Annotated in this window: 17 protein-coding genes and 2 pseudogenes; 9 read left to right on the plus strand and 10 right to left on the minus strand. The window is 37.6% G+C overall.

The features are described 5' to 3' along the window. Positions 1 to 154 precede the first annotated feature (154 nt). Positions 155 to 1,618 (minus strand): SulP family inorganic anion transporter, encoded by a 1,464-nt coding sequence (locus tag CVD28_RS05820; protein ID WP_101591436.1) that lies wholly within the window; start codon positions 1,616 to 1,618, stop codon positions 155 to 157. Between the two features lie 173 nt (positions 1,619 to 1,791). Here CVD28_RS05820 and CVD28_RS05825 point away from each other — a divergent pair, with 173 nt between their 5' ends. After that, the gene (locus tag CVD28_RS05825; protein ID WP_101591437.1) at positions 1,792 to 2,334 is read left to right on the plus strand and encodes a recombinase family protein; all 543 of its coding nucleotides are present in this window, start codon (positions 1,792 to 1,794) and stop codon (positions 2,332 to 2,334) included. Between the two features lie 202 nt (positions 2,335 to 2,536). On the opposite strand, the gene CVD28_RS05830 is transcribed toward CVD28_RS05825, so the two are convergent. Both CVD28_RS05830 and CVD28_RS05835 read right to left on the minus strand, forming a co-directional pair. After that, positions 2,537 to 2,854 (minus strand): ABC transporter permease, encoded by a 318-nt coding sequence (locus CVD28_RS05830; protein ID WP_101591438.1) that lies wholly within the window; start codon positions 2,852 to 2,854, stop codon positions 2,537 to 2,539. A 162-nt stretch (positions 2,855 to 3,016) separates the two neighbouring features. Beyond that, complete coding sequence (locus tag CVD28_RS05835; protein WP_101591439.1) at positions 3,017 to 3,283, minus strand: hypothetical protein; 267 nt, start codon at positions 3,281 to 3,283, stop codon at positions 3,017 to 3,019. A 299-nt stretch (positions 3,284 to 3,582) separates the two neighbouring features. On the opposite strand from CVD28_RS05835, the gene CVD28_RS05840 reads away from it, so the two are divergent. Beyond that, positions 3,583 to 4,986: a DHA2 family efflux MFS transporter permease subunit gene (locus CVD28_RS05840; protein WP_101591564.1), complete on the plus strand. Its 1,404-nt coding sequence runs from the start codon at positions 3,583 to 3,585 to the stop codon at positions 4,984 to 4,986. Between the two features lie 99 nt (positions 4,987 to 5,085). Here the strand turns inward: CVD28_RS05840 and CVD28_RS05845 are convergent. After that, positions 5,086 to 5,555 (minus strand): annotated as a pseudogene (locus CVD28_RS05845) (GNAT family N-acetyltransferase). A gap of 442 nt (positions 5,556 to 5,997) precedes the next feature. Continuing rightward, a complete protein-coding gene (locus CVD28_RS05850) occupies positions 5,998 to 6,189 on the minus strand; it encodes a hypothetical protein (protein ID WP_257985768.1) in 192 nt (63 codons plus the stop codon). 598 nt (positions 6,190 to 6,787) lie between these two features. On the opposite strand from CVD28_RS05850, the gene CVD28_RS05855 reads away from it, so the two are divergent. The 3 genes and pseudogenes from CVD28_RS05855 (at position 6,788) to CVD28_RS29205 (ending at position 8,309) form a co-directional block, all read left to right on the plus strand. Further along, positions 6,788 to 7,069 (plus strand): translation initiation factor 2, encoded by a 282-nt coding sequence (locus CVD28_RS05855; protein WP_257985769.1) that lies wholly within the window; start codon positions 6,788 to 6,790, stop codon positions 7,067 to 7,069. Between the two features lie 172 nt (positions 7,070 to 7,241). Continuing rightward, positions 7,242 to 7,605 (plus strand): annotated as a pseudogene (locus tag CVD28_RS28450) (ferritin-like domain-containing protein); the annotation flags it as partial. A 521-nt stretch (positions 7,606 to 8,126) separates the two neighbouring features. Continuing rightward, positions 8,127 to 8,309, plus strand: coding sequence for an aspartyl-phosphate phosphatase Spo0E family protein (locus tag CVD28_RS29205; RefSeq protein ID WP_101591440.1), 183 nt, complete (start codon positions 8,127 to 8,129; stop codon positions 8,307 to 8,309). Between the two features lie 51 nt (positions 8,310 to 8,360). Here the strand turns inward: CVD28_RS29205 and CVD28_RS29040 are convergent, their stop codons facing one another. Further along, positions 8,361 to 8,537, minus strand: coding sequence for a Fur-regulated basic protein FbpA (locus CVD28_RS29040; RefSeq protein ID WP_308315064.1), 177 nt, complete (start codon positions 8,535 to 8,537; stop codon positions 8,361 to 8,363). Here CVD28_RS29040 and CVD28_RS27915 point away from each other — a divergent pair. Next, positions 8,502 to 8,663, plus strand: a complete 162-nt coding sequence (locus CVD28_RS27915; RefSeq protein WP_180954012.1) for a hypothetical protein — start codon at positions 8,502 to 8,504, stop codon at positions 8,661 to 8,663. The two genes, CVD28_RS29040 and CVD28_RS27915, sit on opposite strands and share 36 nt — an antisense overlap. Positions 8,664 to 8,948: 285 nt before the next feature. Continuing rightward, the gene (locus tag CVD28_RS05875) at positions 8,949 to 9,362 is read left to right on the plus strand and encodes a hypothetical protein (protein ID WP_101591441.1); all 414 of its coding nucleotides are present in this window, start codon (positions 8,949 to 8,951) and stop codon (positions 9,360 to 9,362) included. A gap of 47 nt (positions 9,363 to 9,409) precedes the next feature. On the opposite strand, the gene CVD28_RS05880 is transcribed toward CVD28_RS05875, so the two are convergent. Then, positions 9,410 to 9,652 (minus strand): S-layer homology domain-containing protein, encoded by a 243-nt coding sequence (locus CVD28_RS05880; protein ID WP_101591442.1) that lies wholly within the window; start codon positions 9,650 to 9,652, stop codon positions 9,410 to 9,412. Between the two features lie 316 nt (positions 9,653 to 9,968). Beyond that, positions 9,969 to 10,652, minus strand: a complete 684-nt coding sequence (locus CVD28_RS05885) for an N-acetylmuramoyl-L-alanine amidase family protein (RefSeq protein WP_101591443.1) — start codon at positions 10,650 to 10,652, stop codon at positions 9,969 to 9,971. Positions 10,653 to 11,291: 639 nt separating this feature from the next. Here CVD28_RS05885 and CVD28_RS05890 point away from each other — a divergent pair. Continuing rightward, positions 11,292 to 12,767 carry an N-acyl-D-glucosamine 2-epimerase gene (locus CVD28_RS05890; protein ID WP_257985770.1) on the plus strand — a complete coding sequence of 492 codons (1,476 nt, stop codon included), beginning with the start codon at positions 11,292 to 11,294 and terminating at the stop codon, positions 12,765 to 12,767. A 62-nt stretch (positions 12,768 to 12,829) separates the two neighbouring features. Here CVD28_RS05890 and CVD28_RS05895 read toward each other — a convergent pair whose 3' ends face one another. After that, a complete protein-coding gene (locus CVD28_RS05895) occupies positions 12,830 to 14,173 on the minus strand; it encodes a glycosyltransferase family 2 protein (RefSeq protein WP_101591444.1) in 1,344 nt (447 codons plus the stop codon). Between the two features lie 475 nt (positions 14,174 to 14,648). On the opposite strand from CVD28_RS05895, the gene CVD28_RS05900 reads away from it, so the two are divergent. Further along, positions 14,649 to 15,413: a WecB/TagA/CpsF family glycosyltransferase gene (locus CVD28_RS05900; protein WP_101591445.1), complete on the plus strand. Its 765-nt coding sequence runs from the start codon at positions 14,649 to 14,651 to the stop codon at positions 15,411 to 15,413. Positions 15,414 to 15,991: 578 nt separating this feature from the next. Here CVD28_RS05900 and CVD28_RS05905 read toward each other — a convergent pair. Next, the gene (locus CVD28_RS05905; protein WP_101591446.1) at positions 15,992 to 16,960 is read right to left on the minus strand and encodes an NAD(P)-dependent alcohol dehydrogenase; all 969 of its coding nucleotides are present in this window, start codon (positions 16,958 to 16,960) and stop codon (positions 15,992 to 15,994) included. Between the last annotated feature and the right edge of the window lie 166 nt (positions 16,961 to 17,126).

Below are 17,126 nucleotides of genomic sequence, written 5' to 3' on the forward strand. Positions count from 1 at the left end.
AAGCAAACTGAAATCAAAAAAGATAGAAATCAATGCATTCACTCCTTTCAATATTTCCATAAATAGACAAATTTTCTAAATTATAATTTACTTTTATAGTTAATTCAAGTAAATTTTTTAACGGTTAAATACATATTTGCACTCCTATAATGGGTTAATGTGCCGATAATTTTGGATCTGCCCTATTATAAATTGCCAGCTTTTCTACAAGTCTCTTACTGGCTGAATCCAAGCCTTTAATTGTTACATCATTATCATTTTCACGGTATTTCAAGACAACTTTATCGATGGCGCCTACAGCTGAGTCATCCCAAATATGTGCCTCAGTAAAATCAATGATTATATTCATATTCTTAACCGTAAAATTAAATGAGTTCACAAACCCTTCGACAGATGCAAAAAACAATTGTCCTTCTACACCATAAAGGATGTTTAAGTTCTTTTCTTTAGCTGTAACTTTGATGGCAGAAATTTTGGCAACGAATAGTACAGCACTTAAGATTACTCCCGCAATAACACCTTTGGATAGATCGTGGGTTGCTACAACGATCATCACCGTAACCAGCATAACGATCGCATCGCTCCTTGGTGCTTTGTATAGGTATTGGAATGAAGACCAGTCAAATGTTCCAATAGAAACCATAATCATAATTCCGACCAGCACGGGCATTGGAATCTGGACAACTAATTCACCTAACACAATAATAAGGAAGATTAAGAATAAACCGGCTGTTAAGGTTGAAAGCCTTCCACGGCCCCCTGACTTCACGTTAATGACGGATTGACCTATCATAGCACAGCCTGCCATACCGCCAAAGAATCCTGTTACAATATTGGCAATCCCCTGCCCGGTGGCTTCCTGGTTTTTCCGGCTTTCCGTTCCTGTCATATCATCGACAATTGAAGCCGTCAGTAAAGATTCTAATAATCCGACGATGGCTAAAGCTATGCTATAAGGCAAAATAATTTGGATCGTTTCAAGCGAAAACGGAATGTCAGGAATAAAAAATGATGGCAAAGTTTGTGTAATGGAGCCAAGATCTCCTACTGTCCTCAAATTAGCACCCGAATAGATTGAAACAGCTGTTAACGCAATGATCGCGATTAATGGTGCAGGAATGACCTTTATAAACCTAGGCAAAACATAAACAATTAGCAATGTAATGGCTACAAATATATAAGTCAGATTTGAGATACCCAGGAAGTGCGGCACCTGAGCCATGAAAATAAGAATGGCTAATGAATTAACAAAACCGATCATGACGGCTCTTGGAATAAATCTCATTAACTTCGCAATTTTTAATACACCAAATATCACCTGGATAATACCTGTTAAAACGGTTGCTGCTAGAATGTAGTTTAGTCCGTGATCCCTCATTAAAGGAGCCATTACTAACGCCATGGCTCCTGTTGCGGCTGAAATCATACCCGGCCGGCCGCCAATAAAAGCAATAATAACTGCTATAAGGAAGGATGCATATAAACCTACCATTGGGTCTACACCTGCAATGATGGAAAAAGCGATCGCTTCCGGGATTAATGCTAAAGCAACAACAATACCTGCGAGGATATCTGCCCGGACATTAGAAAACCATTCCTGTTTAATTCTTTCTGCCACTTTCTGTTCACCTCATCTGTTATTTTCACTGTTAGTAACCAGTTAATATCGAAATTCAACAAAGCATAGTGTACCATTTGCTATCCCGAAAAGGAACCCTTTTGAGACTTATTAAGGTAAGTGAATGATATGTTATCATAGAGACAAGGTATCAACTGTAAGGGAGAGTCTGTATGTTAATTGGGTATATGAGACCGTACGAAAATGACCTCGATTGTAAAAACCAGCTAAATAATTTAATTAAAATAAATTGTGATTTAATTATTTCTGAGAACCATTCCTCAGCTAAAAAAAGAACAGAGCTAAACGGTATGTTAACCAGCTTAAATCAGGGAGATAAGGTTGCCGTGGCCAAATTGTTTACCCTGGCAGATTCTACGCGCCACCTGGTCGAACTGCTAGATGAAATACATTCAAAAGGAGCTTTTGTACTATCTCTTAAAGAGGGGATTGATACGAGCCATGAATCCGGCGCCCAATTCTATTATATAGTCAGGCACCTGCTGGAATTTCAAAGTGATGTAATCAGTGAAAAAACCAAAAAAGGATTAACGGAAGCAAAACAAAAAGGAATAGCAACAGGCCGGCCCAGAAAGCCAGATGAAAACGTGCAAAAGGCTATCATTATGTATCAAAGCAAAAAATACACCCTGGCTGAAATTAAAAACGAAACAGGCATAAGCAAATCTACATTATACCGGTACCTGGAGAATTGATTCTTCTTATAAATAACCTGCGTTAATCATACTTTGTTCATACGCTAATAGGCTGCAATGGTACACCTCTAACATCCTAAGCAGTCCCTAATTTCGAAAATGCACATTGGAGCGGCACTTGTGAAATGCAATATATAACGATAACAGTACTAATAAAATAAAAAATGGCTTGGAGTTTTCTCCAGGCCATTCATTACTTAAACTAAACTTTTCTTTTTTTAATGAAGCTTGAGACTTTTAACGCTAAACCAATGAAAAAGTACAGAATCCCGTTTCCTACTATAATTAACCCTATAAAAGCCCCTGCTAATGCTCCTCCCTCTCCCGTTCCGCCTGCATTATGGGACATTTTCACAAACATACCTCCGACTAAAAAAGCAAGGAAAGGACCAATAATTGAAATGATAAAACCAGACCATATAAAATGCATTTTATTATTTTTATATAAATAAATTGCTGCTGCATTGATTATAAAGAGCATCATGAAAATAATGACCCAAACTAATCCATCGCCATCCAAATTATTTCCTCCCCATTTAGCTCTTTTTACGTTTATGTTAACACAAATTTCCATAAAATATAAAAAAATCACTCTTTTCTTCGGGAGTGATTTCTTATAAAAAGTACGATATAATTCCGGAAATTACTTGCACGATCAATACTACAAATAGAGTATACGGGATTATAAGATTGCTTGGACGGAAAGAACAATACAGATGACTGCTAAAGTAAAAAAGATGGCAGAATGTAAATAACTCCTTCTCATTTTAATACCATAAGCAGTAAAAAAGATAGCTGCAGCCAACTTGGAGAAACTTTGTAAATAAATATTATCCGAGAAAAATGAACTGCTTAAAAGAATGGAAAGTAGCAATGCTGCAGAGATTAGCATTTTAAACCAAAATGGCTCATTCAGGAACTGCTTAATCATGAGTTTCATTAAACGCATGACAGTATAACTCCCTTCCATTAACTTTTCTTTCTAATGTAAGCATATGGGTTTTCTCAAAAAGTATCAGCCCATTTTTTCCAAATACCGATTCTGCGAGTGAGAAATGTTTGGTAAATTTTATTGTAATCTTTAAACAAAATCATGTGTCGGCTTTCTGGAATTTTTCTGCAGCATATAGGTGGCTATCTTTTGTAAAATCGTGTAATCTACAAAAGTATCTTTTTTACCAAACTTAACATTTTTCGATGTTTATTGGATTATCGCCTAAACAGAAATGGGGACCTATATTGGATTCAATGAATTATAAACAGTCAACGATTGTAGCCCTTCTGCTTGCAGGGACTTTTATCGCGATCTTGAATCAAACGTTAATGATCACTGCGATCCCTCCGGTGATGGAGGAAATGCATATTACGGCAAATAGTGCACAGTGGCTGACAACCGTTTTTATGCTGGTAAATGGGATTATGATCCCTGTCAGCGCCTTTTTACTGGAACGCTTTTCAACAAGGCAGCTTTTTTTATCAGCTATGGGCGTTTTCGCTGCCGGTACATTAGTGGCGGGGCTTGCTCCTAATTTTGGGATGCTGCTGCTAGGGAGAATGATTCAATCCAGCGGGGCCGGCGTAATGCTTCCGCTGATGCAAACCGTCTTTTTAATGATTTTCCCCGTACATAAACGCGGAGCAGCTATGGGGCTGGTCGGACTTGTCATATCTTTCGCACCTGCGATCGGCCCAGCATTGTCAGGATGGGTAACGGAACATTACTCCTGGAGAGTGTTATTTTTTATCATCCTGCCGATTGCCATTATTGATATCATTATTGCTTTTTTTGCTTTAAAAAATGTTACAGAAGTAACCCGCCCAAAGGTGGATGTGCTTTCGATTGCTTTGTCTTCCGTGGGGTTCGGAGGGTTGCTTTATGGATTTACCGCTGCAGGAAACTATGGCTGGACAGACCAGAGCACGATTATAACTCTAGGCGCCGGCACCGCGGCACTTATTTTATTTATTACAAGACAGCTGCGGCTGGAGCACCCCATGCTTGAGTTTCGGGTATTTACGTATTCGATTTTCCCCCTTGCTATCATAATTGGAGCTATTACTTTTATGGGGCTAATTGGTGCAGAAACGCTTATCCCATTGTTCATGCAGAACATGAGAGGTTTTACAGCATTTGAAGCTGGATTGGCTATCCTCCCGGGAGCATTGATTACCGGAATCATGTCGCCGTTCATTGGGCGGATATTCGACAGGATTGGGGCAAGATGGCTTGTGATTACGGGATTACTCATTATCGCAGGTTCATCCTTTGCCTTTATAAAGGTAGGGCCCTCGACAACCTTTACCTTCATTATGGTGATGTACAGCATCCGGATGTTCGGGCTAGCTATGGTTATGATGCCAGTTTCTACAGCTGCCTTAAACCAGCTGCCAAAACGGCTCATCCCGCATGGTGCGGCGATGGATAATACTATGAAAATGATTGCTGCTTCTGTTGGTACAGCCATCCTTGTGACGGTGATGACCACAGCGACTGAAAATGCACAGCAGCGGCCGGAAATAGCTCATCCGGATATGTATGGTGCTCAAATTTCCTTTATTGTCGTTGCCGTACTTTCGCTGCTAAGTCTGGTGATTTCTTTTTACATTAAGGATCGAAAACCGGCAGAAAAAGTGCTTTCGGATAAGGTGTAAGGCGAATAGCCTATTCTTCTCTGCCTCAGCAAAAACATCGGACTCATCCCCCTGGTTGATAATCTGGAGGATGGGTCCTTTCTGCTTGAAATGGACCTATCATTTTCCCTTTTTGTAATATATGAGGGTTGCATTGTCATTTAATTTTTTGCTGATTCCTGTCTTGATATAATCCATCTTTTCATATAATTGGCAGTTCCGTTCTTCTTGTAAAATAGTAGCTAATTCCCAAGAAACAGCCTCAGAAAACATTTCTTCGATTAAATGTATAGCCTGTTGAGCTATCCCTTTCCCTTGATGAGCAGGATCAATAAACATAGGGCTTATCCAGAACTGTTTGCCCTCTTTCCAATAAATGCAGATTGCCCCTGCAAGGGTGTCGCCAGCGAAAATTTTATAAAACCCTCCATCAGACCGGCTGATTCTTGTTATTACTCTTTCAACAGTTTCCACCGCTGGGTTTGTATTGTAATCCTTATATTTTTCCAGCAGTGGCAAAATGCTTTTACTTGAATATCAAAAATCGAATCCGCGTCCTCAATGGTTGCTTTTTGCAGCCAGACTTTCATACACAGCACCTGCCAAATCTACTTGTTTTGCAATACTTTTTAATCACAGATGTATTTCTTCTTAAACATTAACTAATGTTCTAATAATCTATTATACTCATCGATCCATAAAGCTTCTCCAGGACAGATGATAACAGTGTTTCCCATGTAATAAAGTGAACATTTCTCTTCAGATCAGGAGCTATTATTTTAGTCATGACGTGCTAGTATTCTCTGGTTACTTACCTATTCTTTTCAGGACTAATAATGACTACCATATTGTCTTCCGTGTTATCACTATAGGAAATGTTTCTTAATAGCTGAATTGATCACGTTTGTTCTTATCGTAATGCTGGTGCCTATTCATTTACCCTCACCTCGACTTCCTTAATGATACTTTAGGGTAGGCTGCTTCCAATTACCACTGTCATAGAACTTACGCTTTTGATATCGCATCTTATATTCAGACATCAGTTGCCTGCACAATCATATATCCAACGATCTTTACTGACTGATTAGCTTTCAATCTGAACTGATCATCATATGCATTCATTAGATAACCAATCTTCTCAGGGATAAATACAGTATTGGTAATAGTTTCAATTGCACCAGTTGGAAGTTGAACAGCAGTAACAATTAATCTTGAATCGTCCACACCACGCTCAATTTGAAAACATTCTCGACTAATACCATTCCGTCCACAGTTGTGCTGACATTCCATTTAGTGAATTTTCCTAAAACTATCTGCTTATAAGGGTAAACGTGCAATTTGTCACCCGCTTTTTTAATATCGCGTTATATTCGAAATGTGAAATGAATACTAACATACAACCTTAACTTTTGGTCTGAACATATCAGCTTTGCCATTATCGAAATAGACGATTCCAGAAAAAGTAATATGTGTGATTGTATGGGGAACATCTTTTGAAAATCCCTCTTTGTATCCTCCGAATCCAGTTTCAAGAATCCTCACACGGTCACCTATGTTAGCTCCTAATTTTTGTACTACTTCCGCACGTTCTTGTGCCTCATAATGAGACTCATCAATTTGAGTTTAAAGGATTTTCCGTTCTCCTACTGGTGTTTTTATCATGTAAACAACAGGGTGAACCTTATCTGTAACTTTTACTAACACAATGACTCCTCCTTTGAATGGGCTATGTTTCGAATTGTGAATTTATGTGTCTCTTTCACAAAAAAAATACTGAATACATAAAATGTTAGAAGAGGCATTGTGACTGGAGGAGAAAAGCTTGTATAAGAAAAAAAAGAACAACGGACAAAATATTCCAATCATCCAACCGGAAAATCAATCCGCTGTACTTGCAGTGATTGGTGCAGCATTATCTACACTTGGCGATGGAATTTCCACTATAGCAGCAATTCTTGCATTAGAAGAATCACAACAAGGTCTTCAAGGGAATAGTAATAACGACAATTATAATAACATGCAGAAACAAATCGATTACTTAACTACTGAACATGAAAAACTAAAAAAACAAATAAATAATCAGAACCCCCATCGGCGGAAGTAACTTAATTAATATAATTGGCTATTTTGTTTAAGCATCTGCCTTGATTCTTTTTATTTGAATGCAGCATTATGGTCGAAATGGGTATAAACTAAGTCGCTTTTCTAAATCATATTTAAAGGACATGATGCATTTTTTTTCTCGTTAACGGAATACTTTATCCAATACAGAACTAATTACAAATCTTAATAAGGTAATAAACCGAGAATATCGAGCTATTTATTGTTATGCAATTAGCAAACCAAGCTCCTAACCCACAAATTAAAAATCGTATTTTAGAAATAAGAAATGATGAGATTAGACACTACCAAACCATTGCACATATATATGTCATTAACAGGGAAACAACCGTCTCCACAAATTACAACGCAATGTCCAGCAGATTTCAGACAAGGTGTTCTAGCAGCTTTCATAGATGAACAAGAGACAGTAGATTTCTATCACGAAATAGCAAGAAGTAAAATAATCATTTGATTAAAGACGCATTTACTCAAGCATCTGCTGATGAACAAAATCACGCTGTTTGGATTTTATATTTCAATGAATCACCATTAATTTTTCAGTCGCCGACAATTAAGTCGGTTTTTTGTTGTCAAAAAAATTTAATGTCGCTTTATTTGTCAAATGTAGAACAGCCTATTTGCTTTAAGAACACCCATTCCTCTATCTTACTTACAAATAAAGGTATAGGATTAAACAGTGGTTGGAATTCCACATTAGACAGATAAGTGGTTAAGTGCAGTGTCCCCTGCTATTTAACTAGTTATCTGTTTTTTCGTTTCTGACAATTCAGTGAACAAGTCCATCCAGTAATTTACTTTCCCAACAAATGGTATATCCTGAAATTAGAAAGATAGATACCCGATTTTTCCCTTGAGCTTCGGAAAAGCCCAGGGGATTTTTTATTTTCGTTACTCCTTCCGTTTAATTAAATTCCTCCTGCCTCTAAATGACTGTCGAAACTCTACGAATATTGACTAAAAGTAAATCTTTTCCTCTTTGCATTAAAGTGTTAAATTAAAAACTGTTGTTACTATATGCCTAAACGGAGGTTACTTTCATGAATGCAATCCAGTGTACTTGCACTACAAAAGACGAAATATTAAAGAGAATTCAAATTCTTCGCTCTGAACTAATTCAGACTGGAATGAATGAGGGTCTCCAAAGTTTAAAAACAATAAAATTAAGTCAAAAACTTGATGCTTGCATCTTTAAATATCAATCTACCTTCCGTCATTCTTAAGAGTATTCTCCCCTACCTTCTTTTCTGATTTTCATTAGCATAAATTTGTTCTTACTCAGATAGGCTCAACTCATATAGCTGCTTACCATCTGGAGTTTTAAAATAATTCATGTTAAGCAAATTCTGCTTCAAATCGTCCTTCTTTTGCTCTAAAACATTTCTAAGATGATAGTTGGTACAGCAGATAAATCTTTGAGTCTTAACGAGAGAAATAAGGTAATTAGCCAATTAGGTTTAACTGATGAAACAACATTTACAAAAGACCATATAGAGGTATATCACTTTAACAATATTGGAAATACGTATAAAGGCAGCATTAAAGAAGATTTTATTCTACAAGCTGAGTTTAAGTAAACCCTCTCAACTGTAAAGTGCTTCTTTTTCTTTGAAGGTAATTGGCAGTTTTGAAAAAATTATGACGGGAAAAATAACTGTATTAAAAAGTAGCCATATTATTAAACCTGACGCCTTGAAATCATCTTTTCCATAGAATTAAGGTTCAGCAGCTAAATAAAAGCAAAAATTGCAAAGAATCCCTGCTTTTGGCGAGGCATATACTGTAAGTAAGCGCCTCTTTCATAATCCACTTACTAGTTACTCATTTAGTTTGAATGATAAAGTCTAAGGGGGTTGATAAACTTGAAAGAAATCATCCAAGTGTTAGCAGATATTGTAAATAACCTTCATGATTTTATCCAATATTTTGTTTTACATTCTTTAAATCTAAACTTAGACGATAAAGATTTACATTTTTGGTTAATGGGCATCTTAGGAATTATAGTTTTTTTATTTGTTCTGATTGTATCTAAGATGGTTTCTAAACTTCCCTTTGGTATCACAATTCTGTCTTTTTTATATACCCTGACATTTATGGTTGTATTAGTTTTTGCCATAGAAATTCAGCAAGCAATAACAAACCGGGGAAACATGGAGTTTCAAGACGCTGTGATAGGATTATGGGGATACATTGTGTTTTTCTTAGTATTTGCGGCAATTTCCTCAATATTTATGATTATGAATAAGGCATGGAAAAAGCGCTTTACAAAACATTAAAAATACTGTATTCCAATGCCCATCTCAATCGAGAAGGGCTTTTTCCATTATGCGTTGATTATCGATAATTTTTTAAAATTTGGAATTACAGTGAAAGGTTTAAAGGTGCCATCCGGATATCCCTTTATGATTTCCTTATCTGATAAAAAGCTAATCTCATTTAACGCCCAGAATTCACCCGCCCAATCTGAAAAGGAACTTTTTGCTTCAGCCTGGGAGATCCCAATAAAAAACCAAACTGCAAAAAAATAAGTGACTGTCCTAAAAATCCATTTTCTTAATTTAATCATTCCCCCTTATTTTTCACTTTTGAATGTGAGTAATAACTTACCATATTATGCCAGGTTCCGGGTGTTCAGGGAAAATTTTATCTATATTTTAACGGGATTTGAAAATTGAGGATTCTGAGCCATGGCTACAATGAGTTTATGATAGCAAATCCTCTTTCAGCTGTGTGACATGCAACTCTGCCACTTTAACCTAGTATATCTGGGCCCGGGTATACTAGGTGTGCATATATAGGCAACTTTAAAAGCCCTTCTCACAAAAGAAGAGCTCCGTCTATTTCTCTTCACCATTTCAGTATTAGGGTTAAGAAGGGTTTCATTATTCCTCTCTAATATAAGTGATATAGCCATAATCTTTCTTAATCTTAGCAGCTGCTGCTTCTGCATCGGCCTTAGATGCAAATGTACCGGTATATAACCGATACTTCTTACCCTGGACGGGAGAAGCCTTTTTTGCGGGAAGTTCTAGAAATTTAGCGATTCCTCTGGCATACGCCTCAGCCATCTCCTTAAGAAATTGTTCATTTTTGAGTAAAGCCGCATCTTTAGAATCGATGAAGCCAATTTCAGTTAGTACGGCAGGCATGTTAGTTTCTCTTAACACAGCCAAATTACCACGCTTATTAATATCTCCATGGGCACCTAAACCAAACTTTCCGGCTATCTTCATAGCCTCCGAATTAACATATCCCTGAAGAGATGCCGTTTTAGCACTAGGTGTAGTGTAAATAAAGGACTCATAGCCGGTGCCGCCGCCAGCGTTTACATGATTGCTGATAAAGACATCGGCATTAAGCTTATTAGCAATATCAGCCCTTTTAGAAAGCTCAATAAATACGTCAGTTGAACGCGTTAAAGCAAGCTGAAACCCGGTATAGTTAGCTCTCAAATACTCTTCCATATATTTCGAAATTCTTAACACCAGATTCTTTTCCTGAAGCCCATTTCTTACTGCCCCGGGATCTTTTCCACCGTGCCCAGGGTCAATAATAATCTTTACCATTATAAAATCACCCCTTGCTTCATTCTATGTAAAAGCATGTGGACAAGTTTGTGTTTTACACTAAGCAGCTTACCTTAATTTATCCGTGAGAATGAAAAGATTTTTCTTCAGCAGCATAGTCAGCTTGTGCCCACATGTACGGCTACACTCTGTACTCCTCCAGAACTAAGGCTATAAATAAGCAGAACTTATAAGTGACATTAGATGTTTTCTTCAGCCTAGCCAAATAATCTAATCTAAACCCATATTAAGCAAAAGAGTCTCAAAGCATGAATGCTGAGCGGTTATTCGGATGAATTTTGCTCCTTAACCCCGATAAGACATTATCGAAACCTTGTCCTTATTTAGAATCCTTAAAGATAAACTAGAGGAGTTATGTGAATTTGTTTAGGCATATTCTGTTAAAGCGATTGTATACATTAAATTCAGATGGGGCTAGATTTGGCGAAAATGTTAGGAAATGCAATGCAAAAAGATCTATATATAGGCGCGGTTTGGCAATAAAACCATCCCAGATAGTCCAGTGGTCTTAGCTGACTATTAAAAATCGTTCACCATAGTCCGATAGTAATGTTATAGATGCACAATGAATACACCACTTATTTTATTATAGTGAATAAGAACATGGAGGCGCCTCATATGACAAAAGCAGCCCGCATCATGACCATTCTCTTTAGTTTCTTATCGATTTATGTAATGTTTGGCAGCATTATAGTAAATGCTGATAGTAATAGGCCATCAGAAAGAGCGGAGAGTGACATGAATAATCGAAAGGAAAATGCTATAAAAGGCAAGTCTATTCAGATAGATCCTAGTTTCCCATATTATCAGGGAAGATCTGCTGAAAGTATCGCAGATGAACTCGAATTGGCCGGATATAAGTCGGTTCATTATTTTATTACCAACGAGAATAATGTAAACCCGCAATTGATCACTGCTCTCCAAAACAGAGGCATAGCAGTATGGGGACTGGTTCTAGGAAATGGGACCTATTCGACGGAGAGATTTCCGCCGGAATGGCCAAAGTGGCAAATGGAATTATTAAAGCCGGTTAACGATGGTTATATCAGGTTTTCTTTGTTCAGTGAAGAATATGTAAGCTGGAAAAAGGAAACCGTAGCTAATCTGGTAAAAGAACATCCTTTTGATGGAATTGAAATCGCTGAACCATATTTCCCAGAGTGGAATGGCATTAGCCGAGGTGTATATGGAGATGTAGGACCTTTAGCCAAGCAAGCTTTTAAAGCAGCTTATGGCAGGGAGATTCCTGACTTTACTAATGAAAAATCAAAAAACTACTACCTTTCAAATAAAACTTTGTACAGTAAATGGGTTAACTTTCGTGTAAAAGCTGTAAATGATTTTCTTGATGAAGTAATAAACGGAACCGGGGGAATCAGAGAATCGAGACCAGACATTTTAGTCGCAACCTGGAGTCTTGCAATAGATGCAGGCAAAGATTCCAATAAGCTGCTAAAGGAGTATCAGGGTTTGTATGCCCCTTCAATGGTCGCACAAGTGAAGCCCGATATTCACTTTTTTCAGACTCATTGGCCGGACTGGATGAAATTATCACTTGCACCTGGATACATTACTCATTACCAATCCTTTTACAATGAACTAAAAAAGAAGTTTCCCTCCTTGCCAATTGGGATCCAGACTGATATTGGTTCGCTCCCGTTAATGGTCCGCAGCAAAAACTGGCTGAACCAGTTTTCAAATCAGTCAATTAAATTGGGATATAACACATGGACTGCTTATGAATATCATTTAGGCGGCTATATGTATTCGGAAAAACCAGTACCATTAAAAGCTGTTTTGGATAAGTCAAGTGCCAAGATTACTATCTCGTTCAATAAAAGAATTGATCCAAAATCAACTTCTATTTCTAATACCTTTTTTATAGAGAAAAAAGGAAGAGCTGTTGCTCTGCCTTTACAAGAAGTGCTTGTGGATGGAAATCGCGTGAAAATCACCTTAAAACAGCCAGTTGCTTCTTCATTCACACTCCGCGTAAATAAGCTAAAGGACACTCCCGAATTATGGTGGTTTAAAGACTACAAGCAAAATGAGAGTCCAAATGGGGCAAGGGTCATTGTTCAACACGACCAGTAATAGCATGCAGATAGGCTGCCTCTTTGTGAGAGGCAGCCTATCTTTTACCGTTTTTATAGAAGTTATTTCTCGTCCAAATTCACTGCAACTTCGTCAAAGGCTACATTTCTCTTATGGTCAGTACGTATCCATGTTTTGTTTTCGGATGTGATGAATGCCCAGATAAATAATGGAACGTATGAATAGTTCATAATAAACAGGCTTATAATTGCTTTAACTTTTCCGAATTTTTTCTTGGCATCTTTTCCGATCGTAAACCCTATATACCAAAGGTTAAACAGGAAGAACGCTGCCCATATCCAAATAGGCAAGATAGATTCTGCCCAGTCCGCATCTGTAAGATAGCAAGTAACTAATATGATTCCTGTGATTGTTCCTAAAACGATTTTCCCAGGGTTAACTAAATACATAAATCCATCAAAAGCTCTGATGTCCAAATTCTTAATTGATTTCCAAAGCAGCGGAAGTCCATACTTAAAGCAGACATCCCAGTGTCCGCGGGCCCATCTCAAGCGCTGTACGCAGGAAACCATAAAGCTTTCAGGTTTTTCATCATACACTCTTGCTTTGTGGGACCATTTTGCCGGCACTTCTTTCAGCAGACATTGCATAGTGAATTCTAAATCCTCTGTAAGAGAGCGGGCAGTCCATCCGATCTCTTCCATTAATTGAGTATCTACACAGAAACCAGTTCCACCAATCGCGTTACCAAGATTTAATTTCGATTTAGCTAACTGCCAAGAGCGGTTCATATAATAATAGCTTGTTGCATAGGACAAAGTTACCCAGTTGTCGTCAGGGTTTTTCGAATCCAAATAACACTGAATTAGACGGTCTCCGTTCATCAAGTGATTATTCATTTCTTTCAAATAATTGGTAGAAACGAGGTTATCGGCATCAAAGAACGCAATTGCATCGTAGTCTCTACTTAGACGTTCCCCAATATATTCTAGTGCATATTTAATACCATAAGGCTTTCCTTTTTTCTCTCCAGGCAAGCTCGTATGTTCTATTACATTCGCCCCAAGCTTCCGGCTGATCGCAGCTGTACCGTCATTGGAATTATCAGCAATAACTGTAATATCAAATAATTCCTTTGGATAATCCTGCTGTTGAAGATTTTGCACTAGACTTCCAATTACAGCCTCTTCATTATGAGCTGGTATCAGAATTAGAAAACGTTTCTTAGGATCGTGTGATGGTTGTTCTTTTGGCTTGCCAAAACCAAACATACTGATAAAGAACCAGTAGCCCCAAAAGAACAATAATCCGATCTGGACAGTCAAGAAGGCTGGTTTATAAAAATCCTCCTGAAGATAAACACATAACAAGATGACAGCAACAATAAATGAAATAAAAAATATATAATTCCTCGAAGCAATCCAATAATGGCGGATCCTATCCATCTACATATCTTCCCCTTATATTTAATAGATCCTTTTTCCACTTACCCATTACCAAGCTGTACAACAAAACCCATTAGCAATTGGAAAAAAACCTTTGATTATCTTACCATTAAACATGTTTAAATAATATATTGATATATTAATATTTTATTGGATATTACGGATAAAATTGCTAAATGAAAGAGCGTCAGGGTTTTTAAGAAAAGTAGGGGGATATAAATTCGGGTGTGATACAAGTGGACATCCGGTTCATTAAGCCAAAGATTTAAACTAGTAATTTTAGGGTGTATTTCCACTTTTGAGATTAAAGGATAGTACTCGAATTTGTTAATATACCAGCAATTAAAGCGTTAACAATTTAATAAAGAAATTGGAAATTACTTTTTTACAATAATTTATCTACTATTACTCTCCTTTGAAATTAATGTAAACTATAGTTCAGCGATAACAGTTAAGAAAAAAGGGGGGGAGAGCGGTGAAATCGAGTTTTTTTAATGAGTATCCTTTTTATCAAAAAGATTTTGAAACTCTATTAGCTGATGCAATTGGTAAAATAGCAAACAAAGAAAAGCATTTCATTGTGACAGCCAACCCCGAAATTCTTATGAATGCATACAGAAATGATCGTTATCGCTCAGCTCTTCTTTCTGCAAATGATATTGTGGCAGACGGAATTGGCGTAGTTTGGGCCTCAAAACTATTGCACACTCCTTCTCCTGCGCATATCCCAGGAATTGATATTATGCAGCAGCTAATAAATAAAGCCAGTGATAAACAGTTTAAGGTTTATATGCTGGGCTCAAAGCCAGAATCTCTGGAAAACGCAGTGTCTAACCTCAAACAGAGTTACCCAAATTTATTAATTTGCGGCTATCACCATGGCTACTTTCAGGATTCAGAAAAAATACTTAAGAAAATTAAAGCAGCAGAACCGGATATCGTTTTTGTAGCACTGGGTTCACCCATGCAGGAACAATGGATATATGAGAATTTTCCGTTTTTCGATAAAGGTTTATTCATCGGGATTGGCGGCAGTTTTGATATATTGTCAGGACAGGTCAAACGAGCCCCCCTTTCTTTAAGAAAAGCACATTTAGAATGGGCTTATCGTTTACTCATTCATCCCAGGAGAATGAATAAAGCAAAAAATCTTTTTGTGTTTTCAATATTGATATTGTACAGCAAATTAACTTCTTTTCTCAGTTTGAATAAAAATAGTCCGTCTCACTCCCCCGATTGATATTCATTTGTCCGAACCTAATCGTAACACGTTATTGGCAAAAAGTTGCTCATTGAATCAAGACACTTGCCTTTAACTGCTTGGACTTATAGGATTGACTATTCTTGCTTAGTCCGGCGGTTAAGTTCACAAGGACAAAAATATACCCGGTAAAAGTTAGGAATGACCAAAGCCAACTATCTATCCTGAGAATTTGATTATCCTGGAATGGAATAATACCAAAATGAAAGGGCCTGGCAGCATGTTATTCAAAATAAAAGTTCAGTAGAACCCTGAAGGAATAAAGAATATAACCTGTTTCTGCTGAAATATAAAAAAGAAGCCACTCTTCCCCCGGCTATGCCTCAGGGCAGAGTTAGCTTATTTTTGGCTTTAGAAATGCCTAATACTCACCATAACCAGCTTCCGTTCCATCTTCAGCAGATATGTCTGTTTCTTCCACATAGAATTTGGAATACCTTGAGGACGAAGGACTTTGAAGGCATGCTATTACACATTATAGGCAGAATAGTCTATAAAGTCATGCCTCATTATTCATTTGAGATTTCATAACAGGGAATTCTACTAAAAACTGTGCTTCAAATTGTAATGACCACTTTTCCTTGAGCGTGCCCTTCTGCAAAATATTGGAATGCTTCAGGAACTTCACTTAATTTATAGCTTCGATCAATAACAGGTTTTACTTTGCCAGCTTCAATAAGTTCCTTTATATAAATTAGATCTTCTTGGTTTGCCCTTTGCAGCATGTTGCCCATTTTCTTGCTCCCAGTCATGGAATACCAAGGCCCAAGGACCATTGCCTGGAACATTTGAGACTCGGATCCTCCGATATGAACAAAAATTCCATTGGGATTTAATGCACGCTTATAAACTGAAATTGGCTGATGACCGTTCACTGCGAGAATCAGGTCATAACTCTGAGTTTTCTTGGTAAAATCTTCTTTGGTATAGTCGATGTAAAAGTCTGCGCCAATTGATTGCACTATGTCTACATTTCTTGTACTGCAAACACCTGTTACCTCAGCCCCGAACGATTTGGCAATCTGTACAGCAAAGGTCCCAACACCGCCAGAGGAGCCGTAAACCAAAACCTTTTGCCCGGGTTGAATTTTTCCTTTATTCCGCAGTCCCTGCAGGGCGGTTACAGCAGCCATAGGTACCGCAGCAGCTTCCTCTAGCGAAATATTGGCTGGTTTTATTGCTAATGCATTTTCCGGAACAGAAACATATTCGGCGAAACCGCCCCACCCGCTGCCGGATAGATCTCCGAATACCTCATCTCCGGGCTGGAACTGAGTAACCTCTTTGCCAACTGCCTCTACTATACCAGCTATGTCACCTCCAGGGATGGTGTATTTTGGTTTTAGAAGTCCGAAAGCAAAACGGGCTAAGAACGGTTCTCCTTTCAAAAGCACCAGATTACCATAATTCAGTGATGCTGCATGTACTCTCACCAGTACTTGATTATCCTTAGCAACAGGTTTCTCCACCTCTTTTAATGTAAGAACATCAGGCGGACCATATTTGTGATAAACGAGAGCTTTCATTAGAGATTCCCCCCATATTTACTTGATCTTGTTCATTTAGGATCATTTAGAAAAAACAAATAAACCATTATAAACTCCGTTCCTTAAATGTATTCAAGCCGTAAGATATTCAAAACAGGAATATGGTGAAATAGTTTGTAGCATTCTAATACTATTCTTTTTCGCC

The sequence above is a fragment of the Bacillus sp. M6-12 genome (genome assembly GCF_002860285.1).
In the GTDB taxonomy this organism is placed as follows: domain Bacteria; phylum Bacillota; class Bacilli; order Bacillales; family DSM-1321; genus Peribacillus.